The 25,400-nt window shown below is 64.8% G+C and carries 19 protein-coding genes; 7 read left to right on the top strand and 12 right to left on the bottom strand.

The genetic code is table 11. The features are described from left to right. The 3 genes from PVZ78_RS17145 to PVZ78_RS17135 form a co-directional block, all read right to left on the bottom strand. Positions 1-774: a sugar transferase gene (locus tag PVZ78_RS17145; RefSeq protein WP_009048936.1), complete on the bottom strand. Its 774-nt coding sequence runs from the start codon at positions 772-774 to the stop codon at positions 1-3. A gap of 74 nt (positions 775-848) precedes the next feature. Then, on the bottom strand, positions 849-1,868 hold the full coding sequence (locus tag PVZ78_RS17140) for an NAD-dependent epimerase (RefSeq protein WP_009048937.1): 1,020 nt from the start codon (positions 1,866-1,868) through the stop codon (positions 849-851). Beyond that, positions 1,865-3,217, bottom strand: a complete 1,353-nt coding sequence (locus PVZ78_RS17135; RefSeq protein ID WP_028683909.1) for a UDP-glucose dehydrogenase family protein — start codon at positions 3,215-3,217, stop codon at positions 1,865-1,867. Before PVZ78_RS17135 ends, PVZ78_RS17140 begins: the two co-directional genes overlap by 4 nt. A gap of 641 nt (positions 3,218-3,858) precedes the next feature. On the opposite strand from PVZ78_RS17135, the gene PVZ78_RS17130 reads away from it, so the two are divergent. Continuing rightward, a complete protein-coding gene (locus PVZ78_RS17130; RefSeq protein ID WP_038636600.1) occupies positions 3,859-5,175 on the top strand; it encodes an OprD family porin in 1,317 nt (438 codons plus the stop codon). A gap of 300 nt (positions 5,176-5,475) precedes the next feature. On the opposite strand, the gene PVZ78_RS17125 is transcribed toward PVZ78_RS17130, so the two are convergent. The 9 genes from PVZ78_RS17125 to PVZ78_RS17085 form a co-directional block, all read right to left on the bottom strand. Next, a complete protein-coding gene (locus PVZ78_RS17125; protein WP_273828996.1) occupies positions 5,476-6,093 on the bottom strand; it encodes a transglycosylase SLT domain-containing protein in 618 nt (205 codons plus the stop codon). A gap of 50 nt (positions 6,094-6,143) precedes the next feature. Next, positions 6,144-7,082 (bottom strand): carbohydrate kinase family protein, encoded by a 939-nt coding sequence (locus PVZ78_RS17120; RefSeq protein WP_028683912.1) that lies wholly within the window; start codon positions 7,080-7,082, stop codon positions 6,144-6,146. A gap of 2 nt (positions 7,083-7,084) precedes the next feature. Then, entirely contained in the window at positions 7,085-8,593 is a 1,509-nt protein-coding gene (gene xylB, locus PVZ78_RS17115) for a xylulokinase (RefSeq protein ID WP_273828990.1), read from the bottom strand. A 915-nt stretch (positions 8,594-9,508) separates the two neighbouring features. Further along, the gene (locus PVZ78_RS17110; protein ID WP_273828989.1) at positions 9,509-10,990 is read right to left on the bottom strand and encodes a mannitol dehydrogenase family protein; all 1,482 of its coding nucleotides are present in this window, start codon (positions 10,988-10,990) and stop codon (positions 9,509-9,511) included. Between the two features lie 14 nt (positions 10,991-11,004). After that, positions 11,005-12,108: an ABC transporter ATP-binding protein gene (locus PVZ78_RS17105; protein WP_273828988.1), complete on the bottom strand. Its 1,104-nt coding sequence runs from the start codon at positions 12,106-12,108 to the stop codon at positions 11,005-11,007. A gap of 148 nt (positions 12,109-12,256) precedes the next feature. Next, a complete protein-coding gene (locus PVZ78_RS17100; RefSeq protein WP_038579117.1) occupies positions 12,257-13,087 on the bottom strand; it encodes a carbohydrate ABC transporter permease in 831 nt (276 codons plus the stop codon). Positions 13,088-13,097: 10 nt separating this feature from the next. Beyond that, positions 13,098-14,024 carry a carbohydrate ABC transporter permease gene (locus tag PVZ78_RS17095; protein ID WP_023964987.1) on the bottom strand — a complete coding sequence of 309 codons (927 nt, stop codon included), beginning with the start codon at positions 14,022-14,024 and terminating at the stop codon, positions 13,098-13,100. 151 nt (positions 14,025-14,175) lie between these two features. Then, the gene (locus PVZ78_RS17090; RefSeq protein ID WP_411268959.1) at positions 14,176-15,447 is read right to left on the bottom strand and encodes an ABC transporter substrate-binding protein; all 1,272 of its coding nucleotides are present in this window, start codon (positions 15,445-15,447) and stop codon (positions 14,176-14,178) included. Between the two features lie 379 nt (positions 15,448-15,826). Next, entirely contained in the window at positions 15,827-18,037 is a 2,211-nt protein-coding gene (locus PVZ78_RS17085) for a TonB-dependent receptor (RefSeq protein WP_273828987.1), read from the bottom strand. 357 nt (positions 18,038-18,394) lie between these two features. Here PVZ78_RS17085 and PVZ78_RS17080 point away from each other — a divergent pair, with 357 nt between their 5' ends. From PVZ78_RS17080 to PVZ78_RS17055, 6 genes are all read left to right on the top strand, one after another. Next, the gene (locus tag PVZ78_RS17080) at positions 18,395-19,411 is read left to right on the top strand and encodes an AraC family transcriptional regulator (RefSeq protein WP_273828986.1); all 1,017 of its coding nucleotides are present in this window, start codon (positions 18,395-18,397) and stop codon (positions 19,409-19,411) included. A 306-nt stretch (positions 19,412-19,717) separates the two neighbouring features. Next, complete coding sequence (locus tag PVZ78_RS17075; RefSeq protein WP_273828985.1) at positions 19,718-21,382, top strand: AMP-binding protein; 1,665 nt, start codon at positions 19,718-19,720, stop codon at positions 21,380-21,382. Between the two features lie 18 nt (positions 21,383-21,400). After that, positions 21,401-22,162, top strand: a complete 762-nt coding sequence (locus tag PVZ78_RS17070; RefSeq protein ID WP_028683921.1) for an SDR family NAD(P)-dependent oxidoreductase — start codon at positions 21,401-21,403, stop codon at positions 22,160-22,162. A gap of 12 nt (positions 22,163-22,174) precedes the next feature. Then, positions 22,175-23,362, top strand: a complete 1,188-nt coding sequence (locus PVZ78_RS17065) for an acetyl-CoA C-acyltransferase (protein ID WP_009048952.1) — start codon at positions 22,175-22,177, stop codon at positions 23,360-23,362. A 9-nt stretch (positions 23,363-23,371) separates the two neighbouring features. Beyond that, positions 23,372-24,499, top strand: coding sequence for an acyl-CoA dehydrogenase (locus PVZ78_RS17060; RefSeq protein ID WP_016702908.1), 1,128 nt, complete (start codon positions 23,372-23,374; stop codon positions 24,497-24,499). 20 nt (positions 24,500-24,519) lie between these two features. Next, on the top strand, positions 24,520-25,293 hold the full coding sequence (locus PVZ78_RS17055; RefSeq protein ID WP_016702909.1) for an enoyl-CoA hydratase: 774 nt from the start codon (positions 24,520-24,522) through the stop codon (positions 25,291-25,293). Positions 25,294-25,400 lie beyond the last annotated feature (107 nt).

Below are 25,400 nucleotides of genomic sequence, written 5' to 3'. Positions count from 1 at the left end.
TCAACTTGCTCCGTGGCCGTTGAGGACTTTGAGAGGGGTTTTGAGCAGGATCTTCAGGTCCAGCCAGGGGCTCTGCTGAAAGATGTAGGTCATGTCCAGGGTCACCCGGCCGTCGAAATCCACATCGCTGCGCCCGGACACTTGCCACAGGCCGGTGATGCCGGGGTAGATGCTCAGGCGGCCGAGATGGTGTTCCTTGTAGGTCTGGGCGTGGAACGAGGTCGGCCGCGGGCCGACGATGCGCATCTGGCCGAGCAGCACATTGATCAGGTTCGGCAGCTCGTCGAGGCTGGTGCGCCGCAGGAAACCGCCGATCCCGGTGATCCGCGGGTCGCGGTCGATCTTGAAGTCCACCGAGTCCGGGCCGTGCTTGTTCAGGTGGCGCACCGAGTCCTTCAGGGATTCGGCGTTGACCACCATGGTGCGGAACTTGTACATGCCGAAACGCCGGCCACGAAAGCCGGTACGCAGCTGCACGAAAAACACCGGGCCGGGGCTGGTCAGCTTGATCAGCAGGGCGATCGCCAGCAGCAGCGGCGCGATCAGCAGCAAAATCAGCGCGGCCAACAGGGTCGAGGTCAGGCGCTTGCTCAGGGACAGGGTCCAGGGGCAGCCGCCGCGGCGACCGGTCAGCCAGCCACGGCGTTGCAGCTCGACGGCGGCCTCGACCTTGCGCCGGAACGGGTCGTTGCGCCGGTCGATATGGACGGGGCCGGCAGCCGGCGTCGGCTTATCGGGAACAGAAGGCGCGGGCGATGAGAATGGTCTCTCCATGTCCATCGGGGTATTTCCATAGGCAGTGGGTAGAAGCGGCGAGCGGGTTCGCCGGTGCAGCTCGGTGTGATTCGTCAGTCCCGTGGCGGCCGGTAGTAGCTCTGGAACCAGTCGACGAAGCGTCCCAGGCCTTCGGCCAGGGGCACCTGCGGGCCGAAACCGGTGACGTTCTCCAGGGCGCTGGCATCGGCGCAGGTGTTCAGCACATCGCCGGGTTGCAGCGGCAGGTACTCGACCAGCGCCTTGCGCCCGAGTAGTTGCTCCAGGGTGGCGACGTAGTCCTTGAGTTCCACCGGGCGCTGCCCGCCGATATTGAACAGGCGCCAGGGCGCCATGCTGGTGGCCGGGTCGGGCTGGTCGCGGTTCCACAGCGGGTCGCGCACTGGCGGTTTACCCAGCAGCCGTACCAGGGATTCGACTATGTCGTCGATGTAGGTGAAGTCGCGCTGGTGCATGCCGTAGTTGAACAGCTTCAGCGGCCGGCCTTCGCAGATGGCCTGGGCGAACAGGATCGGCGACATGTCCGGGCGGCCCCAGGGGCCGTACACGGTAAAGAAGCGCAGGCCGGTGGCCGGCACGTCGAACAGGTGGCTGTAGCTGTGGGCCATCAGCTCGTTGGCCTTCTTGCTCGCGGCGTACAGCGACAGCGGATGGTCGACGTTGTCGCTGACCTTGTACGGCGTGTGATGGTTGGCGCCGTATACCGAGCTGGACGAGGCGTAGATCAGGTGCTCGACCGGGTAGCGCCGGCACATTTCCAGCAGGTTGAGAAAGCCGCCGAGGTTGCTGTCCAGGTAGGCCTTGGGGTTTTCCAGGGAATAACGCACCCCGGCCTGGGCCGCCAGGTTGATCACCACCTGCGGGCGGACCTGGGCGAACAGCCGGTCGAGGGCGTCGGCATCGCTCAGGTCCAGGCAGTACAGCGGGAAGGCGCCCACCTGTTGCTCGACCCAGCGCACCCGGTCGCGCTTGAGTTGCGGGTCGTAGTAGTCGTTGAAATTATCCAGCCCGGTGACCTGATGCCCATCCTTGAGCAAACGCAGTGCGGTATGGGCGCCGATGAAACCGGCGGCCCCGGTGATCAGGATATTCATGCGTAGAGCGCCCCCGGTAGACGATAGGGTAGTCCGATGCTCAGGTAATGCAGGCCGGCATCCGCCGCCTGTTGCGGGTTGTAGAGGTTGCGCCCGTCGACGATCAGCCGTGCCTTGAGGCGCTCGCGCAGCTGGTTGAAATCGACCACGCGAAAGGCCTTCCACTCGGTGCAGATCACCAGCGCATCGGCGCATTGCAGGGTGTCGTCGCGGGTCGCGCACAGCTGCAGGTCGGGGCGGTAGCCGTACAGGCGCCGGCATTCGGTCATGGCTTCCGGGTCGTAGGCATGCACCGTGGCGCCGGCCTCCCACAGCGCTTCCATCAGGTAGCGGCTGGTGGCTTCGCGCATGTCGTCGGTGTTGGGCTTGAAGGCCAGCCCCCAGAGGGCGATGACCTTGCCGCGCAGGTCGTCGCCCAGATGCGCCTTGAGCTTGCGGAACAGCACGTGGCGCTGCTGCTCATTGACGTCGCGCACGGTCTTGAGCATGTGCGGCTCCAGGCCATGGCTCTCGGCGGTGTGGATCAGCGCCTTGAGGTCCTTGGGGAAACACGAGCCGCCAAAGCCGGCGCCCGGGTAGATGAAGTGGTAGCCGATCCGCGGGTCGGCGCCGATGCCCTTGCGCACGGCGCTGATGTCGACGTCCAGGCGCTCGGCCAGGTTGGCCATTTCGTTCATGAAGCTGATGCGCGTGGCGAGCATCGCGTTGGCGGCGTACTTCACCAGCTCGGCGCTGCGGTTATCCATGAACATCAGGCGGTCGCGGTTGTGGTTGAACGGCGCGTACAGCTCGCTCAACTGCTGGCGCGGCTTGTCATGGGCGCAGCCGACGATGATCCGGTCCGGACGCATGCAGTCGGCCACCGCGCTGCCTTCCTTGAGGAACTCGGGGTTGGACACCACATGCACCTTGAGCTCGGACTTGCCCAGGTCGGTGAGCTGCTCGATGACGGTTTCCAGCACCAGGTCGGCGGTGCCCACCGGCACCGTGGATTTGATCACCAGGGTCTTGTCGCTGTGCATCAGGCGGGCGATGTCGCGGGCGACGGCAATCACATGGTCGAGATCGGCGGAGCCGTCTTCGTTGGACGGGGTGCCGACCGCGATGAACATCAGCTCGCCATGGTTCACCGCGTCCTGGGCCTGGGTGGTGAAGGACAGGCGGCCGGCTTTCAGATTGTCTTCGATCAGCGTCGTCAGCCCCGGCTCGTGAATGGGCGCGATGGCGCGCTGCAATTGGGCGACTTTCTGGCCGTCGATGTCGACACAGACCACGTTGTGGCCGACGTCGGCCAGGGCGACTGCTTGTACTAGGCCGACGTAGCCGGTACCAAAAACGCTGACATCCAAGGGAGGAACCTCATCCGTGATGGGTAATGAGTGAGTTTTTTCTGCCCACTTCTTAAAGAACTGAATAGGTGCAAGTCCTTTTCGCGTTCTTTTTTTGACACTACCACAGCACGGAGACGGTTAATTGGCGTTTTGCCGTGTTGTATAAATGACGATGGCGTTTTGTATCCTTTTATAAATTAATTAATTGTTTTTAAAATCAAATAGATAGTTAGTCTGAAAGGGTGGTGAAAGCATTGTGTCAATTCCTTGATACAAAACTCGTAAGGGCAAATAAAGCCGACGAACGGTAGTTTTTTGAGTGAAAAAAACAGCGTTTTTATCGTCGGCGGACGCTTGCTTGGATCCAAAACTTCTGGAATCGCCCAATGAATGGCGCCTCGGTCAAGGGCCTCCACGACGGAAAAAAGTGTTGGAAATGATCGCTTTATCGCAGGCGGGGCAGTGCGCTGGAAGAGCGCGGGAAGTGCCAAAGGCTGTAGCAGCTTCAGACTAAAGTCGAGTGTAGCCCGTCAAAGCCATCTGCCATCATTGCGGGTCAACATTGATTTGATCAATTCACCTGGCCAGAAATGATTCGCCAGATGGATTGCTATTGCCTTTCTTTCATCCGCGTTACCGATGCACTGCTGGAGCTTTTCATGCGTCCCCCTTTCCCTTTGCTGCACTCATTCCGACCGCTGCGTTATCCAACGGTGGGCCTCGGCGTCCTTTGCCTGTGCGCGGGATTTACTGCCCAGGCCGAGGCCGCGGGCTTCTTCGAAGACAGCAGCGCCAAGCTCGAGTCGCGCACCCTCTACTTCAACCGTGACTTCCGCGACGGTCATACCAGCAACGATCAGGGCGCTTCCAAGCGCGAAGAGGCGGCCCAGGGCTTCATTCTCAACCTGCAATCGGGCTACACCGAAGGCACCGTCGGTTTTGGTATCGACGCGCTGGGCATGCTCGGCTTCAAGCTCGACTCCAGCCCCGACCGCAGCAACAGCGGCCTGCTGCCGTCCAGCGGCCAGGACCCGCGGGGCTCCAAGGACCAGTACGCCAAGCTCGGCCTGACCGCCAAGGTGCGCGTGTCGCAGAGCGTGCTCAAGTACGGCGCGCTGCTGCCGGACCTGCCGCTGCTCAAGTACAACGACGGGCGCCTGCTGCCGACCCTGTTCAATGGCGCCATGCTCACCTCCAAGGAGATCAAGGACCTGACGTTCATGGCCGCGCGCCTGGACCGCTATACCGCCCGGGATTCCACGGACGCCCAGGACATCCGCGTGCACTGCAAGAACAAGCGTTACGCCTGCAACGTCACCGCCGACCATTTCGACATGTACGGCATCGACTACAAGTTCAACGATCGCCTGACCGGCCAGTATCACTACGGGGAGCTTGCAGACATCTACCGCCAGCACTTCATCGGCCTGCTGGCCAACCAGCCGCTGGGCCCGGGCGTACTCAAGGCCGACCTGCGCCTGCTCAAGAGTGCCGACAGTGGCGCCGAGCGCGCCGGTTCCATCGACAACCGCGCCCTGAGCGGCATGCTCGGCTACGCCATCGACGGCCACACCTTCAGCGCCGGCTGGCAGCGCATGAACGGCGACAACTCGATGCCGTACCTCGATGGCAGCAACCCGTACCTGGTCAACTACGTGCAGGTCAACGACTTCGCCGCCGCCCAGGAGCGTTCCTGGCAGCTGCGCTATGACTACGACTTCAAGGCCATCGGCATCAACGGCCTGAGCTTCCTGACCCGCTATGTCAGCGGCGACCATATCAAGGTCCCAGGCAGCGACCAGGAAGGCCGCGAGTGGGAACGCGACAGCGAACTCAAGTACGTGGTGCAGAGCGGCACCTTCAAGGACGTCAGCCTGCGTTTGCGTAACGCCACCTACCGCAGCAACTACGAGAAGTTCGCCCGGGACGTGGACGAGACGCGGCTGATCGTCAGCTACAACTTCTCGATCCTCTGACGGCGCTGCCGGAAGCTGAACCCGCGAGCTGCCTGGATAAACGCGTCGGCAGGCCTTGCGGCTGCTGCGCAGCCGATCGCAGCCTTCGGCAGCGGCTACAGGGTTTGTGGTGGCTGTTTAGCCGCTGCCGAGCCTGCGAGGCTGCGATCGACGGCGCAGCCGTCGCAAACCCGGTAACCGCGTTGCATCAGGTGCAGCGCGTGCGCTGGTTGGGCGGCTGCGTTGCAGCCGGTCGCAGCCTCGCGGTGCTCGGCAGCGGCTACGGAGCGCGAAGGAGGCGGGGAGATCCGCGTCAGGCGCTTACAACCAATCCCAGAAGCGGCTCCAGAAGCCGCGGTTCAGTTCTTCCCGGCAACCGGCGTATTGCTGGCCGTACAGGCTGGAGCGGCTTTGCACCTTCATCGCCACGGTCTGCAGCCAGGGCTTGGCCGTATAGGTCTGCCGGCGGTAGCCGCCCCAGCCTTCGTGGTAGTTCAGGTACTGGCGGTAGGCGTCCTGCTTGGTCACGCCGTTGACCCGCGTGGTCTGGTCCATGTACCAGCCGATAAAGTCGGTGGCGTCGGCGAAGTTGGTGCGGCTGGCCCAGTAGTTGTCGCCCTTGCGCTGATAGTCGCCCCAGACTTCGTCCTTGGCCTGCGGGTAGCCGGCCGCCGTGCTGACCCGGCCCCAGGGAATCACCCACAACAGGTATTTGCGTGGCGGCAAGGCGTCCTGCTTGAAGCTCGATTCCTGGTAGATGATCGACAGCGGCACCTGGATCGGCACCCCCCATTTCTCTTCGGTGGCCTTGGCCGCCTTGTACCAGTCGCTTTTCTCGCGAAAGATTTCGCAGATGTCGTTGGGGTTGGCCGGCGGCGAGGTCGCACAGCCGGTCAGGACGAGGGGGAGTACTACGGCGGCATAGGCGAAGCGGGTCAAAGGCAAGGCTCTATTCGGGTCGATGGGAGCGCCGCGTGGCGCTCCTGCGATCAGTTCAGTTGGTGGCGATAGGGCAGGTCCGGTCCGGTCTTGCCACAGGTCAGCGCCGCGGCGCGGATGGCGAACCTGAGCATCTGGTCGATCTGGTCCCGGCTCAAGCCCGCCACACCCTCCAACGAATCCAGCTGTCGTTCGGTCAGCCAGGCAATCAGAGCGGCCTGGAAGGTGTCGCCGGCGCCCACGGTGTCGGCCATCTTAATCGGCATGGCCGGCGCCGACCAGCGGCCATGTGCCCGACTGAACACCGTCGCGCCCTCTGCGCCGCGGGTCAGGAACACCAGCTGGCAGTGATGCTGCAGCCAGCCTTCGATCACGTGCTGCGGGTCCTGGTCGGGGTAGAGCAGGTGCAAATCCTCGTCGCTGACCTTGATCAGGTCGGCCAGCCGGACCAGGGTGTCGATGCGCTGGCGCCACAGCTGGATGTCCGGGGCCGGGTTGAGGCGCACGTTGGGGTCGAGGCTGATCAGGCGCTGGCCACGCTCGCGGCGCACCAGCGCCAGCAGGGTATCGGCGATCGGCTGCACCACCAGGGAAAACGAGCCGATATGCAGGCCGCGCACCCGGCTGTCGAGCGGCGGCAGGTCGGCCAGTTGCAACTGGCGGTCGGCGCAGCCTTCGCCACGAAAGCTGTATTGCGGCGAGCCGTCGGCGCCCACCGCGACCATCGCCAGGGTGGTCGGCGCCTGGACGTGCAGCAGGTAGTCTTCGCCCACGCCTTCGTCGCGCAGCACCTGTAACAGGCGCCGGCCGAGGTAGTCGGTGGACAGCCCGGCGAACAGCGCCGCGTCCACCCCCAGGCGGCGCAAACCCACCGCGACATTGAAGGGCGAACCGCCGGCGATTGCCTGGAAGTTGACCCGCGATGCCCGACCGCTGGCATCGTCTTGGCTGAAAAAATCGAACAGTGCTTCACCACAGACCAGGTACATAGTCATTCGCTCTTCAAAAGGGTTGCCACATGCTGTTGGTAGCCTTCATAGGCTTGCTGGTAGGCCGCGACATTGGCCGCTATCGGCAAGGTTTCGCTGCTTGCATCGAGCCTCACGCAGCGCTGGCACAGCTGTGCCAGGCTCTGTGCCTGGCCGCTGTGGTGCGACTCGCACCAGGCCGCCTGGATCGCCGCGCCCAGGGCCGCCGCTTCGCTCTGCTCGGTGCAGACCACCGGGGTGTGCATGATATCGGCGACCATCTGCCGCCACAGCGGGCTTTTCGAACCGCCGCCGATCAGGCGGATGCTCTGGCTTTGCAGGCCGTTGTGGCGCAGCAGGTCCAGGCCGTAGCGCAGGCCGAAGGTGGTGCCTTCGACCACCGCGCGGCACAGGTTGGCCCGGGTCAGGTTGTTGGCGGTCAGGCCCAGCAGGCTGCCGCTGGCATGGGGCAGGGCGGGGACCCGCTCGCCGTTGAGGAACGGCAGCATGCACACGCCCTCGGCGCCGATCGGCGCCTGCGCCACCCGTTGGTTGAAGGCGTCGATATCCAGCTCGAACAGTTCGCGCACCGCGCTCGTGGCATTGGTCAGGTTCATGGTGCAGATCAGCGGCAGCCAGCCGCCGCTGGAGGAACAGAAGGTCGCCACCGCGGCGTCCGCGCTGACCCGGGGTTGCTCGGCATAGGCGTACAGGGTGCCGGAAGAACCCAGGCTCATGGTGATCGCCCCGGGCTGGATATTGCCGGTGCCGATGGCCCCCAGCATGTTGTCGCCGCCACCGCTGGACACCAGCGCCCGCGGGTTGAGGCCCAGTTGCCGGGCGATCTCCGGCAGCAGGGTGCCCACTGGCTGGTGGGCTTCGAGCAGTTCCGGCAAGGCGGCTTCCAGGCGGCCGTCGGGGTCGATGTGCCTGAGCAGCGCGAGGTCCCATTGCCGGGTCCGCACATTGAAATAGCCGGTGCCCGAGGCATCGCCGTATTCGCTGCAGCAGCGGCCGGTCAGCCAGTAGTTCAGGTAGTCGTGGGGCAGCAGCACATGGGCGATGCGCTGGAATATCTGCAGATGCTGCTCCCGGGTCCACAGCAGTTTCGACACCGTGTAGCCGGGGGCAATCGCCACGCCGAGGCGCTCCAGGGAGCCCTGTTCGCCGCCCAGGTAATCCAGCAGGCGCTGGTTCTGCGGGGTGGATTCGGTGTCGCACCAGAGCTTGGCCGGGCGCAGCACCTGGCCCTGTGGGTCGAGCAGGACCAGGCCGTGCTGCTGGCCGGACACGCCGATGCCGAGGATGTCCAGGCCGCTGACACCCGCCGCCAATAACGCCCGGCGGGTGGCCAGGGCAAACGCCTCGCGCCATTGCCCGACGTCCTGTTCGCGGCGGCCATTGGCGCCGCTGATCAGGCTGTGGGGCGCCGCGCCCAGGCCCAGTACGTCACCGCTGGCGGCGTCGAGGACGACGGCCTTGGTGCCCTGGGTGCCGCAGTCGATGCCGAAGAAAAGCTGTTGCGTCGTCATGGATGAACCTGCACAAAATTCAAATCAAACCCACTGTAGCCGCTGCCGAGCCTGCGAGGCTGCGATCGATTGCGGAGCAATCGCAAAACCTGAATCCGCGATCTGCCTGGAGAAACGCATCGGCAGGCCTTGCGGCCGCTACGCAGCCGATCGCAGCCTTCGGCAGCGGCTACAGGGTTTGCGGTGGCTATGTAGCCGCTGCCGAGCCTGCGAGGCTGCGATCGATTGCGCAGCAAGCGCAAAACCTGAGTCCGAGATTTGCCTGAGGAAACGCGTTGGCAGGATTTGCGTCGGCTACGCCGCCGATCGCAGCCTTCGGCAGCGGCTACAGGATTCGCGGTGGCCGTGTAGCCGCTGCCGAGCCTGCGAGGCTGCGATCGATTGCGGAGCAATCGCAAAACCTGAGCCCTCGATTTGCCTGGAGAAACGCGTTGGCAGGATTTGCGTCGGCTGCGCCGCCGATCGCAGCCTTCGGCAGCGGCTACAGGGTTCGCGGTGGCGGTGTGGCCGCTGCCGAGCCTGCGAGGCTGCGATCGGTTGCAACGCAACCGCAAAACCTGAATCCGCGATCTGTCTGGAGAAACGCGTCGGCAGGATTTGCGTCGGCTACGCCGCCGATCGCAGCCTTCGGCAGCGGCTACAGGGTNGTGGTGGCCGTGTAGCCGCTGCCGAGCCTGCGAGGCTGCGATCGATTGCGTAGCAATCGTAAAACCTGAGCTCGCGATCTGTCTGGAGAAACGCATCGGCAGGCCTTGCGGCCGCTACGCAGCCGATCGCAGCCTTCGGCAGCGGCTACAGGGTTTGCGGTGGCCGTGTAGCCGCTGCCGAGCTCGCGAGGCTGCGATCGATTGCGTAGCAATCGCAAAGCCTGGGTCCGCGATCTGTCTGGAGAAATGCATCGGCGACAGGCAAGCATCAGCGGCCCCGGGCCAATACCCGCTCCAGGGTGTGGGTCACGCCGTTGTCGCGCAGGCTGCTGTAGCAGCGCTCGAAGGCCGCGGTGAATGCGGCGCTGGCGGGGATCGCCGGGCCGAAGATTTCCTCGACCGCCAACAGCCGCTGGCCGATCAGCGCGTCATCCGCCACCAGCGCCTGGCAGAACGCGGCACGCGGATCGGGAATGGCGTAGGTGTCGCCGTTTTCGTCCACGCCCTTGAGGTACAGGGCCCAGGCGGCGACCACCAGGGCAGCGCGCTCGGTGTCGCGGCCGTCGGCGATCAGGCGGTTGAGGGTCGGCACGGTGAACTTGGGCAGCTTCGACGAGCCGTCGGAGCAGACCCGCTCCAGCTGGTCGGCAATCGCCCGGTTGGAGAAGCGCGCCACCAGGGTGTCCTTGTAGTCGTCCAGGTCGATGCCCGGCACCGGCGCCAGTTGCGGGGTCACGTCCAGGTCCATGTAGGCGCGCATATAGGCGACGAACAGCGGGTCGGCCATGGTCTCGTGGACAAACCGATAACCCTTGAGGAACCCCAGGTAGGTCAGGGCCAGGTGGCTGCCGTTGAGCAGCTTGATCTTCATCTCCTCGTAGGGCGTGACGTCGTCGGTGAATTGCACGCCGACCTTTTCCCAGGCCGGCCGGCCGCTGACGAACTGGTCTTCCAGCACCCATTGCGCAAAGGGCTCGCAGACCACCGGCCAGGCGTCGTCGATACCGTGCTGGTCGTGCAGTTGCAGGCGGTGGGCGGTGCTGGTCATGGGCGTGATGCGGTCGACCATGGCGTTGGGAAAGCTGACGTTGGCGGCGATCCAGTCGTGCAGGTCGGCGTCGCGCTGGCGGGCGAAGGCCAGCAGCGCCTTGCGGGTCACCGCGCCGTTGTGCGGCAGGTTATCGCAGGACATCAGGGTAAAGGCCGGGACCCCGACTGCCCGGCGCTGGGCCAGGGCCGCGCAGAGAAAACCGAACACGGTCTTCGGCTGCTGCGGGTGGGCCAGGTCATGCTGGATCTGCGGCAGGTGGGCCATGAACTCGCCGCTGCTGTCGTCGATGCAGTAACCGCCCTCGGTGATGGTCAGCGAGACGATACGGATCTGCGGGTCGGCCAGTTTGTCGATCAGCGCCTGGGCGCCGTCCTCGGCCAGCAGCATGTCGCTAATGGCGCCGATCACCCGCACTTCGGCGGCGTCGCTGTCGCCCAGCTCGAACAGGGTGAACAGATAGTCCTGGCCGGCCAGGTCGTCGCGGGCGCGGCGGTCCTCGGCGCGCAGGCCGACCCCGCAGATGCTCCAGTCCAGGCCTTCGCCGGTGTTCATCAGGGCATCGGTGTAATAGGCCTGGTGCGCCCGGTGGAAACCACCGACGCCGATATGCACCATGCCTTGCCGGGTCTCGGCCAGGTCGTAGGCGGGCAGCCGCGCTTCAGGGGCCAGGCGGTGGAGGTTGTGTCGGTTCAGTTTCATCGTTCGGTTCTCGTTCAGGCGGCGGCGCGCAGCGGCCTGGCCACGGCCACGCCGTCGGCATCGAAGAGGTGGCAGTGTTCGGCGTCCAGGTGCAGGTTCAGTTGCTGGCCATAGGCGCTGGCCAGGTCGCCGCGGATACGCAGGGTCAGCGCTTCGCCGGACGCGGTGACGACGTGGCAGAAGGTGTCGCTGCCCAGGCGCTCGCTGACGTCGGCGGTGACCTGCAGGGTGCAGTCGCCGGGGCGGGCCAGTTCCAGGTACTCGGGACGGATGCCCAGGGTCACCGGGCTGCCGACGCTCAGGTGGGCGCCGCGCTGTGGCAGCTGGATGCGGGTGCCGGCCTCCAGCAGCACCTCGCAGCCCTGGCCATCGACCCGGCTCAGCCGGCCCTTGAGGAAGCCCATCTTCGGCGTGCCGAGGAAGCCGGCGACAAACAGGTTGGCCGGGCTGTGGTACAGCTCCAGCGGCGAGCCCACCTGTTCCACGCGGCCGCCGTTGAGCACCACCACCTTGTCGGCCAGGGTCATGGCTTCGACCTGGTCGTGGGTCACGTAGATCATGGTCGCCTGCAGCTCTTTATGCAGGCGCGCCAGCTCCAGGCGCATCTGCACCCGCAGCGCGGCGTCGAGGTTGGACAGCGGCTCGTCGAACAGGAAGATCTTCGGGTTGCGCACGATGGCCCGGCCGATGGCCACGCGCTGGCGCTGGCCGCCGGACAGCTGCTTGGGCTTGCGCTCCAGCATCGGCCCCAGTTCGAGGATGCGCGCGGCTTCGTTGACCTTCTGTTGCACCTCGGCTTTCGCCACACCGGCCAGGTCCAGGGCGAAGGACATGTTCTTGCGCACGCTCATGTGCGGGTACAGGGCGTAGGTCTGGAACACCATGGCCAGGTCGCGCTTGGCCGGGCTGACCTCGGTGATGTCGCGACCATCCAGTTCGATGGTGCCGCCGCTGACTTCCTCCAGGCCGGCGATCAACCGCAGCAGGGTGGACTTGCCGCAGCCCGAGGGGCCGACGAAGACCACGAACTCCTTGTCGCGCACCTCCAGGTCGATGCCCTTGATGATGGAAAAACCTTCGAAGCCTTTTTGCAGATTCTTGATTTTCAGGTTGGCCATGGAATCTCTCCGGATTTCAGAATTTCGGTGTAGCCGCTGCCGCAGGCTGCGATAGGCACCGCAGGGGCCTGGGCGTCTGTGCGGTCGCTGGCGAGCCTGCGGCTCGATCGCAGCCTTCGGCAGCGGCTACAGGTAGTGGGTCGTCTGGTTATTTCACGGCGCCGAAGGACAGGCCGCGCACCAGTTGTTTCTGGCTGATCCAGCCGAAGATCAGGATCGGCGCGCAGGCCAGGGTCGAGACCGCCGAGAGCTTGGCCCAGAACAGCCCTTCGGGGCTGGAGTAGGAGGCGATCAGCGCGGTCAGCGGCGCGGCGTTGGACGAGGTCAGGTTCAGCGACCAGAACGCCTCGTTCCAGCACAGGATCAGCGACAGCAGCACGGTGGAGGCCAGCCCGCCCTTGGCGATCGGCAGCAGCACCCGGAGCATTTCCTGGCCTAGCGTCGCACCGTCCAGCCGCGCGGCCTCGAGGATGTCCCGGGGGATGTCCTTGAAGTAGGTGTAAATCATCCAGACCACGATCGGCAGGTTGATCAGGGTGTAGATCAGGATCAGCGCGATGCGCGTGTCCAGCAGGCCAAAGCTCTTGGCCAGCAGGTAGATCGGCATCAGCACGCCCACCGGCGGCAGCATCTTGGTCGACAGCATCCACAGCAGGGTGCGCTTGGTGTTGCGGGTTTCAAAGAAGGCCATGGAATAGGCCGCCGGCACCGCGATCAGCAGGCACAGGGCGGTGGCGCTAAAGGAGATCACCACTGAGTTCCAGGCGAAGGCCAGGTAGTTGCTGCGCTCGTTGATGTGCAGGTAATTCTCCAGCGTCGGCGTGAAAATGAACTGCGGCGGCGTGGCGAAGGCATCGATTTCGGTCTTGAAGCTGGTCAGCAGCATCCAGAAGATCGGAAAGAAAATCAGGATGGCGATGGCCCAGGCCAGGGTGCCGAGCAGCAGGCTTTGCAGGCGGCGGGATTGTTGCAGGGTCATGGCGCGCACCTCAGGGCTTGTCAGTCAGGTTTTTGCCGAGCATCCGCACCAGGATGATCGCGGCGATATTGGCGATGACCACGGCGATCAGGCCGCCGGCCGAGGCCATGCCCACGTCGAACTGCACCAGCGCCTGGTTGTAGATCAGGTAGGCGAGGTTGGTCGAGGCGTAGCCCGGGCCGCCGTTGGTGGTGGTGAAGATTTCGGCGAACACCGAGAGCAGGAAGATGGTCTCGATCATCACCACCACCGCGATGGGCCGCGCCAGGTGCGGCAGGGTCAGGTGCCAGAAGATCGCGATGGCCCCGGCGCCATCCAGGCGTGCGGCTTCCTTCTGCTCCTGGTCCAGCGACTGCATGGCGGTCATCAGGATCAGGATGGCGAACGGCAGCCACTGCCAGGAGACAATGATGATGATCGACAGCAGCGGGTAGTGAGCCAGCCAGTCCACCGGCTGGGCGCCGAACAGCTTCCACACGGCGGCGAGAATCCCCGACACCGGGTGGAAGATCAGGTTCTTCCAGATCAGCGCGCCCACCGTGGGCATGATGAAGAACGGCGAGATCAGCAGCACCCGGACAATGCCGCGGCCGAGGAACTCGCTGGCTTCCAGCAGAGCGCTGATCAGTACCCCGAACACCACGCTGATCAGCAGCACGCTGCCCACCAGCAGCAGGGTGTTGCCGGCCCCGGGCAAAAAGCCCGAATCGCTGAGGAAGTAGCTGAAATTCTCAAGTCCCACGAACTGGTTTTCCCCGGGGTACAGCAGGTTGTAGCGGATCAGCGAGAAGTACAGGGTCATGCCCAGCGGCACGATCATCCACAGCAGCAACAGCGCCACCGAGGGGCTGACCAGGAACCAGCCGGGGTTGAGCAGGCGGCGCTTGCGCGCGACCTGGGGCATTGGCAAATGAGCTTTGGCAGTCGAGGTATTCATGGCGATCACAACCGTTCAGGTACGCGTAACGCGGTTCCCTGTAGGAGCGAGCTTGCTCGCGATGGTCGTCAACGATAACGCGCCCAACCTGGGTGAATGCGCTGTCTTGACGTTTTTCGCGAGCAAGCTCGCTCCTACAGGTTTTGGGGGATTACTTGGGATAGCCGGCGCGTTTCATTTCGCGTTCGGTGGTCTGCTGGGCGGCGGCCAGGGCCTGGTCGACCGTGGTCTGGCCGATCAGCGCGGCGGAGAACAGCTTGCCGACCTGGGTGCCGATGGCCTGGAACTCGGGAATGGTCACCAACTGGATACCGATGTAGGGCACCGGCTTGAGGGTCGGCTTAGTCGGGTCGGCGACTTTCAGCGATTCCAGGGTCACCCTGGCGAATGGCGCGGCCTGCATATAGGCCTCGCTGTAGGTCGAGGCGCGGGTGCCCGGCGGCACGTTGGCGATGCCGTCTTTCTCGGCGACCAGGGCCCCGTACTCCTTGGAGGTGGCCCAGGTGGCGAAGGTCTGCGCGGCATCCTTGGCCTTGGAGCTGGTGGGGATCGCCAGTGCCCAGGAGTACATCCAGGCGCTGCCCTTGTCGGTCACCTGTTGCGGGGCGTAGGTAAAGCCGACGTGTTCGCTGACCTTGCTCTGCGACTTGTCGGTGACGAAGGAGCCGGCGACGCTGGCGTCGACCCAGATCGCGCACTTGCCGCTGTTGAACAGCGCCAGGTTCTCGTTGAAACCGTTGCTGGAGGCGCCGGGCGGGCCGGCTTTTTTCATGGTGTCGACGTAGAAGGTCAGGGCGTTCTTCCATTCGGTCCCGGTGAATTCCGGCTGCCACTGCTCATTGAACCAGCGCGCGCCGAAACCGTTGGCCAGGGTGGTGATCAGGGCCATGTTCTCGCCCCAGCCGGCCTTGCCGCGCAGGCAGAGGCCGTACTGCTCCTGCTCGGGCTTGTTGAGCTTGCCGGCGAATTCGCCGATCTGCTCCCAGGTCGGGTGCTCGGGCATGACCAGGCCGGCGTCCTTGAACAGGTCGGTGCGGTAGTAGGTCATCGAGCTTTCGGCGTAGAACGGCAGGGCGTACAGCGTACCCTTGGCCGACAGGCCTTCGCGCACCGCGGGGAAGATGTCCTGCAGGTCATAGGCGGCGGGCAGGTCCTGCATCGGTTGCAGCCAGCCCTTGGCGCCCCAGAGGGCGGCTTCGTACATGCCGATGGTCAGCACGTCGAACTGTCCGCCCTGGGTAGCGATGTCGGTGGTCAGGCGCTGGCGCAGCACGTTCTCTTCGAGCACCACCCAGTTCAGCTTGATCTCCGGGTGCTCGCTCTCGAAGGCTTTCGAGAGTTTCTGCATGCGGATCATGTCGCTGTTGTTGACGGTGGCGATGGTCAGGGTCTGGGCGCCGAGGCTGACGCCGCTCAGGGTCATGCAGGTGGTGACGAGCAGGGCGGTAATGCAGGGTTTCATCGTGCACTCCTCTTCCGGGCCCGGTGGGCGGCAGAAGGACGGTTATTGTTGTTGTGTCTTCCGGATGCAGGGAAGAATGTGCGGCTGATTACAGCCCTCAACGCCCGCGCTGACAAATCATCCCTGACACTCGAATCGATACTTTTTTGCACTGCGATGAAATCCTCCACCCGGCGCAAGCCGCCATGGGCCAAGGATTCGCCCGTTCGCGCCGGGTAAAGCCGGGGAGATAACGTATTGGTTTTTTTTGCCGTGGCGGCCTGGGCCGGAGAACGGCGAGAAGGTGCCGATGACAGCGGCGAAACCCAGGTCGACCGGGGCTTCGCGCTGACGGGAGGGGTCAGAAGCTATAGGTGGCCGACATGATCGCCGCGCGCGCGTCGCCGTATTCGATGGCCGAGGAGCGCGCGGTCGAGCCGTTCTGCTGGCGCACCCGTTCCACGTAGTCCTTGTCGAACAGGTTGTTGACGTTCAGCTGCAGGTCGAGGTTGTGGTTGACCTTGTAGCCGAGCATGGCGTTGTGCACCCAGTAGGCGTCCAGCTTGGCGCGGGTGCTGGAGGTCACGTTGCGCTCGCTGACATAGCGAGTGCCGTAACCCAGGGTCCAGCCGGCCGGCAGTTCGTAGGTGGTCCACAGATTGAGCGAACGCGGCGGCGTGTTGCCCAGGGCCTGGCCCTTGCGCGCGATACCCGAGGTGGTGTTCGCCGCTTTCAGGGTTTCGCTGTCGAGGAAGGTGTAGTTGGCGAACACGTCCCACTGCTCGGTGACATGCCCGGTGACGCCGATTTCCACACCCTGCACCCGCTGCTTGCCGGCCAGTTGGGTCGAACCGTCGGCCATGGTTTCCCGGGCGTTGCTCTTCTCTACGCGAAACAGCGCCCCGTCCAGTTCCAGGCGCTTGTCCAGCAATTCCCACTTGGTGCCCAGTTCCCAGGTTTCGTTCTTCTCCGGCGCCAGGTCCTGGTTGCCCTTGCTCAAGCCGCCGCCGGTCGAGGCCAGGTTCTCGGCGGACGGGTTGAAGGAGTTGCCCCAGGCGGCATAGATGCGCCCGTTTTCGGTCGGTTTGAACACCAGGCCGGTGCGGGCGCTGGCCTTGTTCGTGTCCGAGACCAGGCTCTCGCTTTTCACATGGCTGCCCGAGTATTTGTCGACGTCGCCCTTGATCTTGTCGTAGCGCAGGCCGAGGTTGAGGTCCCAGCGCTCGCTCAGGGCGATGGTATCGAACAGGTAGTACGCCTGGCCCTTGAGGGTGGTCTCGGTATAGCCGCTGGTGGCCTTGTTGACCGGGCCGTTCCAGCGCCCGGGCGGGCTGCCCAGGGCATAGCCGTCGCGCGGATACAGCGCGCTGCCCAGGCCATGGTTGTAGGTCTTCAGGTCGAGGGTTTCCCGGGACAGTTCCACGCCCGCCACCAGGTCGTGGCGCATGCCGGCGAACTCGAAGTCGCCGATCAGGTTGCTCTGGTTGATCCACATCTCGGTGGTGGCGTCGCGCCCGTAGGCCTGGGGCCCGGCCGGACGGTAGCGGCCCGCCGGCACGCCGCTGGTGTTGACATGGGACGCCGAGACGATGGTGTCGCGCGCGGTGCGGCTGTAGCGCGTGAGGTTCTGCAGGCGCAGGTGGTCGCTGAAGTCATGCTCGAAATCGGCGGTGAAGGCGTTCTGTTCGATCTGCTCCTTGTCCAGATTCTTCCAGCCGAAATAGGCATCGCGCTTGACCCCGGCCAGCTTCTTGCCGTCCAGCGCCGGTACGCCGTAGTCGGGCAGGTTGTCGTCGGTCTGGTGGAAGGCGCTGAGGGTCAGCCGGGTGGCGTCGCTGAAACCCAGGCGCAACGACGGCGCGATGCCCCAGCGCTCGCGGTCGATCTTGTCGCGGCCGGGCACATCGTTCTGATGGCCCATCAGGTTGATCCGTACCGCGCTGTCCTGGCCGACGCCTTCCAGGGGCTGGTTGCTGTCCAACGTCAGGCGGTAGTAGTTGTAGGTGCCGAGGCTGCCGCCGAGGCGGGTGAACGCCTGGTTTTTCGGTTGCTTGCTGACCAGGTTGATGCTGCCACCGGTGGTGCCGGCGCCGCCGAACACCGAGTTGGGGCCCTTGATGACCTCCACCTGCTCGACGTTGAAGGTGTCGGAACGGTTGGTCTGCGCGCTGTCGCGCAGGCCGTCGATCTGCAGGTTGCTGTTGGCCGAGAAGCCGCGGATGTTGATGCTGTCCCCCGAGCCGCCACCGCCTTCGCCGGCGTTGAAGGTGATACCGGACACGTTCGACAGCACCTGGCGCAGGCTCAGCGCCTGCTGTTCCTGGATCAGCTTGGGCGGCACCACGGTGATGGTCTGCGGGGTGTCCAGCAGCGGCGCCACGTACTTGGCGGAAGACGAACGTTCGGTCTTGTAGCCTTTGCCTTCCTCCGCCTCGACCTTGATGTTGTCCAGTTGCAAGACGTTCTGCCGTTCGCCAGCAGCGGTGAGACCGGAGGCAGAGACGATGGCGAGGCCTATTGTGGGGGCCAGCAGACGGTGCTGTGGCAAGGAGGAGGGGGCTTTGCTATCCATGAGAATCACTCTTTGGGTTTGATGAGATTAAATCCTATTTAAGATTGATTATTAAAAACGGAATGTACAAGAACGCTTACAATTTTTTGGCGTTAATGAGATTTATCTTTTTGTGGCGAAGGCAAGATCAGGACTTGTAAGGGATTTTTCTTTCGGTGTGCTGAGGCTTATCTGCCTGGGGCGACGGCGAATGGGCGGCAGCCTGTCGCTGCGCAGAGCACTGCAGGCAGCGGCGCACAAAGTTCAGGAGCCGGGACGGAACGAGATGGGCCGCTTAGCCAAAAGCCCACTGGCTTTTTCCTCGTCACTGCCTAAGATGACCGACAAATCTCCTTATGCAGGAAGCAGTTACGCGCGATGTCGGAAAAAGACACGATCTCCATGCAACTGGTGCGCGAAGCGCTGCTGCAAAGCTGCGCCCCGGGTGCCGCCAGCGAAGAAGTGCTGCTCAAGGTCGGCATCGACCCGGCCCGGCTGGACGTCAGCGCCGCCCGCGTGCCGGCGGTGGCCTATGCCCGGCTGTGGCGCCTGCTGGCCCGGCGCACGGACGACGAGTTCTTCGGCATGGACCCGCGCAAGCTCAAGTCCGGCAGCCTGGAGTTTCTTTGCCGCACCGCGATGGCCCGGCAGAACCTGGCGGCGGGCCTGGAGTCCGGGCTGGCGTTCCTGTCGCTGATGCTCGAACACCTGCCGGCCCAGCTGGTGCGCCAGCAGAGCCTGGCGGAGATCGTCCTGCTGGAGGACGAGCAGGCGCCGCGCCGGGCCTTCACCTATTTCACCTACTGGATGATCGTCCACGGCGTGGCCTGCTGGCTGGCCGGGCGACGCATCCCGATCCTGGCCATCGAGCTGCGCTGCCCGGAGCCGGATTTCTGCGACGACTACCAGGTGATGTTCTCGCAGAACCTGCGGTTCGACCGGCCGCGCACGCGGATGATCGTCGCCGCCGACTGCCTGGACCTGCCGATCAAGCGCACTGACGAGGAGCTCAAGCGTTTCCTGGCCCAGGCGCCGGCCAATATCCTGGTCAAATACCGCGACCCGCAGAGCCTGGCCAGCCGCATCAAGCACGATCTGCGCCAGCTGCCCGCCGCGCAGTGGCCGGAAACCGAGAGCCTGGCCCACAGCCTGTGCATGTCGGCCTCGACCCTGCGTCGCCGCCTGGCGGAAGAGGGGCAGACCTACCAGGGAATCAAGGACGGGGTGCGCAAGGAACTGGCGATCGCCTGGCTGGCCGAGCCGCAGATCAGCTTCACGGAAATCGCCAGCCGCCTGGGCTTCGCCGACGCCAGTTCGTTCTACAAAGCCTTTCGCAAATGGTCCGGCTCCAACCCCGGGCATTACCGCAGCCTGATCCTCAACGACCCGACTTGAGCGCATCCCTGTAGCCGCTGTCGAGCAGCGCGAGGCTGCGATCGGCAACGCAGTTGCCGCAAAACCTGAGCTTGCGGTGTGTCAGGCTGAATGCGTTGCCTCGGTTGCGACCGCTACGCGGGTCGATCGCAGCCTCGCTGTCGCTTGGCAGCGGCTACAGGGCGCCTTGACCGCCATGGGGTTCTTGGCCAAACCAGTCACGCAACTTGAAAGCTTTGACCATTGTCCCGCCCGGGCCGTGGCGCCAGTATTTGCCCGATGTTTTTGTAGTTCCCATCCTAATAAGAACAGCGAGGGATTCTGGCAATGCGCGATTACCTGTCTGCCACGGCACACTTCAATTACCAGCACACCGTCGATGCGGCCCTGCAGGGCTCCTTGTCGGCACTCAATGCCTGCGTCGAATGCTGTGACCGGCACGCCTTGCCGGGGCGCATCGCGCTGTTCTGGGAGGGCCGCGACGGCAGTAGCGCGACCTACACCTTCAGCGAGTTGCAGGGGCAGGCCGCGCGTTTCGCCAACTTCCTCCTGGCCCAGGGCGTGGGCAAGGGCGACAAGGTCGCCGGCCTGCTGCCGCGCAACGTCGAACTGCTGATCGCGGTGCTCGCCACCTGGCGCATCGGCGCGGTCTACCAGCCGCTGTTCACCGCCTTCGGCCCCAAGGCCATCGAACACCGCCTGAACAGCTCCGGGGCCAAAGTGGTGGTGACCGACGCGGTCAACCGGCCAAAGCTCAATGAGGTGGCCGACTGCCCGACCATCGTCACGGTCGCGGGCGCCAAGGGCCAGGGCATCGTCCGTGGCGATTTCAGTTTCTGGGCCGAACTGGCCAATTACCCGGCGCAGTGCGAACCCGTGCTGCTGACGGGCGAAGACCCGTTCCTGCTGATGTTCACCTCCGGCACCACCGGCCCGTCCAAGGCCCTGTACGTGCCGCTCAAGGCCATCGTCGCGTTCCAGAGCTACACCCGCGACGCCGTCGACCTGCGTCCCGAGGACGCGTTCTGGAACGTCGCCGACCCGGGCTGGGCCTACGGCATCTATTTTGGCGTCACCGGCCCGTTGGGCCTGGGCCACCCGATCACCTTCTACGATGGGCCCTTCACCCTGGAAAGCACCTGCCGGGTGATCAACAAATACGGGATCAGCAACCTCACCGGTTCGCCGACCGCCTACCGCCTGCTGATTGCCGGCGGCGACGAGTTCGCCCGCTCGATCAAGGGCAAGCTGCGCATCGTCAGCAGCGCCGGCGAGCCGCTGAACCCGGAGGTGATCCGCTGGTTCGCCGACAACCTCGGCGTGGTGATCCATGACCATTACGGCCAGACCGAGCTGGGCATGGTCCTGTGCAACCACCATGGCCTGGAGCATCCGGTGCATGTCGGCGCGGCCGGTTTCGCCTCGCCGGGCCACCGCATCGTGGTGCTCGACGAGCAGCACCAGGAACTGTCGGTGGGCCAGCCGGGGATCCTCGCCATCGACCGCAGCCAGTCGCCGATGTGCTGGTTCAACGGCTACGACGGTGTGGTGACCAAGGCCTTCGTCGGTAACTACTACCTCAGCGGCGACACCGTGGAGCTGAACCCGGACGGCAGCATCAGCTTCGTCGGCCGCAGTGACGATGTGATCACCACCTCGGGTTACCGGGTCGGCCCGTTCGACGTGGAAAGCGCGCTGATCGAGCACCCGGCGGTGGTCGAGGCGGCGGTGATCGGTAAGCCCGATCCGGAGCGCACCGAGCTGGTCAAGGCCTTCGTCGTGCTCAGCCCGCAATACCGCGCCGCGCCGGAGCTGGCCGAAGAGCTGCGCCAGCATGTGCGCAAGCGCCTGGCCGCGCACTCGTACCCCCGTGAAATCGAATTTGTCAGCGAATTGCCGAAAACCCCAAGCGGCAAGTTGCAGCGCTTCATCCTGCGCAACCAGGAAATCGCCAAGGCTCAAGAGGCCGCGGCGCACAAGGCTTCGGCCTGAATTACCCAGGAACTCATGATGCACATCGAAAACAAGGTTTTTCTCGTCAGCGGCGGCGCTTCCGGTCTCGGTGCGGCCACCGCGCAGATGCTGGTCAAGGCCGGCGCCCAGGTGATGCTGGTGGACCTCAATGCCGAGGCCGTCGCGGCCCAGGCGCAGCAGCTCGGCTGCCGGAGCACGGTCGCCGATATCACTGACGAAGCGGCCGCCGAAGCGGCGGTGCAGGCCACGCTCAAGGCGTTCGGCAGCCTGCATGGGCTGGTCAACTGCGCCGGGATCGTGCGCGGCGAGAAGATCCTCGGCAAGCACGGTCCGCATGCCCTGGCCAGCTTCAGCCAGGTGATCAACGTCAACCTGATCGGCAGTTTCAACCTGATGCGACTGGCCGCCGCGGCCATCGCCAATAGCGAACCGAACGCCGACGGCGAGCGCGGGGTAATCATCAACACCGCTTCGGCGGCAGCCTTCGACGGGCAGATCGGCCAGGCCGCCTATGCCGCGTCCAAGGGCGCGATCGCCAGCCTGACCCTGCCGGCCGCCCGCGAACTGGCGCGCTACGGTATCCGGGTGATGACCATCGCCCCGGGCATTTTCGAAACCCCGATGATGGCCGGCATGAGCGACGAAGTCCGCGCTTCCCTGGCCGCCGGCGTGCCGTTCCCGCCACGCCTGGGCAAGCCGGACGAGTACGCCGCGCTGGTCGGGCATATCATTAGCAACAGCATGCTCAATGGCGAGGTGATCCGTCTCGACGGCGCCTTGCGCATGGCAGCCAAGTAAGGAGGACTCTTCATGAACCAAGATCCGATCGTTATCGTCAGCGCCGTCCGCACCCCGATGGGCGGTTTCCAGGGCGAGCTGAAAAGCCTGACCGCGCCGCAACTCGGCGCCGCCGCGATCAAGGCCGCGGTGGAGCGCGCTGGGGTGGCCAGCGACAGCGTCGATGAAGTGCTGTTCGGCTGCGTGCTGCCGGCCGGTCTCGGCCAGGCGCCGGCCCGTCAGGCGGCGCTGGGCGCCGGGCTGGACAAGGCCACCCGCTGCACCACCCTGAACAAGATGTGCGGCTCCGGCATGGCCGCGACCATCGCCGCCCACGACATGCTGCTGGCCGGCAGCGCCGAGGTGGTGATCGCCGGCGGCATGGAAAGCATGTCCAACGCGCCGTACCTGCTGGATCGCGCCCGCAGCGGCTACCGCATGGGCCACGGGCGGGTGCTCGACCATATGTTCCTCGACGGTCTCGAAGACGCCTACGACAAGGGCCGCCTGATGGGCACCTTCGCCGAAGACTGCGCCGAGACCAACGGCTTCAGTCGCGAAGCCCAGGACGCCTTCGCCGTGGCCTCGCTGACCCGCGCCCAACAGGCGATCAAGGACGGCAGCTTCAAGGCGGAAATCGTGCCGCTGCAGGTCACTGTCGGCAAGGAACAGCAGACCATCAGCGACGACGAACAGCCGCCCAAGGCCAAGCTCGACAAGATCGCCACGCTGAAACCGGCGTTCCGCGACGGTGGCACCGTCACCGCGGCCAACTCCAGTTCGATCTCCGACGGCGCCGCGGCCCTGGTGCTGATGCGCCGTTCCGAGGCCGAGAAACGTGGCCTCAAGCCCCTGGCGGTGATCCACGGTCATGCGGCGTTCGCCGATACCCCGGGACTGTTCCCGGTGGCGCCGGTCGGGGCGATCAAGAAACTGCTGAAGAAGACCGGCTGGTCGCTGGACCAGGTCGAGCTGTTCGAAATCAACGAAGCCTTTGCCGTGGTCAGCCTGGTCACCATGCAGAAGCTGGAAATCCCCCACGACAAGGTCAACGTCCACGGCGGCGCCTGCGCCCTGGGCCACCCGATCGGCGCGTCCGGCGCGCGGATCCTCGTGACCCTGCTCTCGGCCCTGCGCCAGAAAGGCCTGAAGCGTGGCGTCGCGGCGATCTGCATCGGCGGCGGCGAAGCCACGGCCATGGCCGTCGAATGCCTGTATTAAGGAATCACCATGCTGCCTAATGACGAACAACAGCAGATCAGCGACGCGGCCCGGCAGTTCGCCCAGGAACGCTTGAAGCCGTTCGCCGCCGAATGGGACCGCGAGCATCGCTTCCCTCGCGAGGCCATCGGCGAGATGGCCGGGCTGGGCTTCTTCGGCATGCTGGTGCCGGAGCAGTGGGGCGGTTGCGACACCGGCTACCTGGCCTATGCCATGGCCCTGGAAGAGATCGCCGCCGGCGACGGCGCCTGCTCGACCATCATGAGCGTGCACAACTCGGTGGGCTGCGTGCCGATCCTCAAGTTCGGCAACGACGAGCAGAAGGAGCGTTTCCTCAAGCCCCTGGCCAGCGGTGCGATGCTCGGCGCCTTCGCCCTGACCGAACCCCAGGCCGGCTCCGACGCCAGCAGCCTGAAAACCCGGGCGCGGTTGGAGGGCGACCATTACGTGCTCAACGGCTGCAAGCAGTTCATTACCTCCGGGCAGAACGCCGGGGTGGTGATCGTGTTCGCGGTGACCGACCCGGCGGCCGGCAAGCGCGGCATCAGCGCCTTTATCGTGCCCACCGACGCGCCGGGCTACAGCGTCGCGCGGGTGGAGGACAAGCTCGGCCAGCATGCCTCCGACACCTGCCAGATTCTCTTCGAGGATGTGAAGGTGCCGGTGGCCAACCGCCTGGGCGAGGAGGGCGAGGGCTACAAGATCGCCCTGGCCAACCTCGAAGGCGGCCGCGTGGGCATTGCCTCGCAATCGGTGGGCATGGCCCGTGCGGCCTTCGAGGCTGCCCGTGACTATGCCCGCGAACGGCAGAGCTTCGGCAAGCCGATCATCGAGCATCAGGCGGTGGCTTTCCGCCTGGCGGACATGGCCACCCAGATCGCCGTGGCGCGGCAGATGGTGCACTACGCCGCGACCCTGCGCGACAGCGGCAAGCCGGCGCTGGTGGAGGCGTCGATGGCCAAGCTGTTCGCCTCGGAAATGGCCGAGAAGGTCTGTTCCGCCGCCTTGCAAACCCTGGGCGGCTATGGCTACTTGAACGACTTTCCGCTGGAGCGCATCTACCGCGACGTGCGGGTCTGCCAGATCTACGAAGGCACCAGCGACATTCAGCGCATGGTCATTTCGCGCAACCTCTGACTTTTAGCAGGAGCTGATCCATGAGTTACGAAACCATTCTGTTGGAGATCAAGGACCGCGTCGGCCTGATCACCCTCAACCGCCCGCAGGCGCTGAACGCCCTCAATGCGCAGATCGTCAGCGAAGTGAACCAGGCCCTGGACAGCCTGGAAGCCGATCCACGGATCGGCTGCATCGTCCTCACCGGCTCGAAGAAGGCCTTCGCCGCCGGTGCCGACATCAAGGAAATGGCCGAGCTGACCTACCCGCAGATCTACATGGACGACCTGTTCAGCGACAGTGACCGGGTGGCCAACCGGCGCAAGCCGATCATCGCCGCGGTCAACGGTTTTGCCCTGGGCGGTGGCTGCGAGCTGGCGCTGATGTGCGACTTCATCCTGGCCGGCGACAACGCCAAGTTCGGCCAGCCGGAAATCAACCTCGGCGTGCTGCCGGGCATGGGCGGCACCCAGCGCCTGACCCGCGCGGTGGGCAAGGCCAAGGCCATGGAAATGTGCCTGACCGGGCGGTTTATCGATGCGGTGGAAGCCGAGCGTTGCGGCATCGTCGCGCGTATCGTGCCGGCCGATGAGCTGCTGGACGAAGCGCTGAAAGTCGCGGCGCTGATCGCCGCCAAATCGGTGCCCGTGAGCATGATGATCAAGGAAAGCGTGAACCGCGCCTTCGAAGTCAGCCTGTCGGAAGGCGTGCGTTTCGAGCGCCGGGTGTTCCATGCGGCCTTCGCCACCGAGGATCAGAAGGAAGGCATGGCGGCGTTTATCGCCAAGCGCGAGGCGCAGTTCAAGGACAAATAATCCGGGCTGTCGCTAGCCATAAAAAATCGCAGCCAAGGCTGCGATTTTTATTTGTGCGGTGTCTGTGAAGACACTATCGCGGGCAAGCCTCGCTCCTACAGGTTTCA

This window comes from Pseudomonas sp. SBT1-2 (genome assembly GCF_028640875.1).
Lineage (GTDB): Bacteria > Pseudomonadota > Gammaproteobacteria > Pseudomonadales > Pseudomonadaceae > Aquipseudomonas > Aquipseudomonas chlororaphis_I.
The sequence above is the reverse complement of the archived record's forward strand: the minus strand, read 5'-3'. Positions and strand labels throughout refer to the sequence as shown.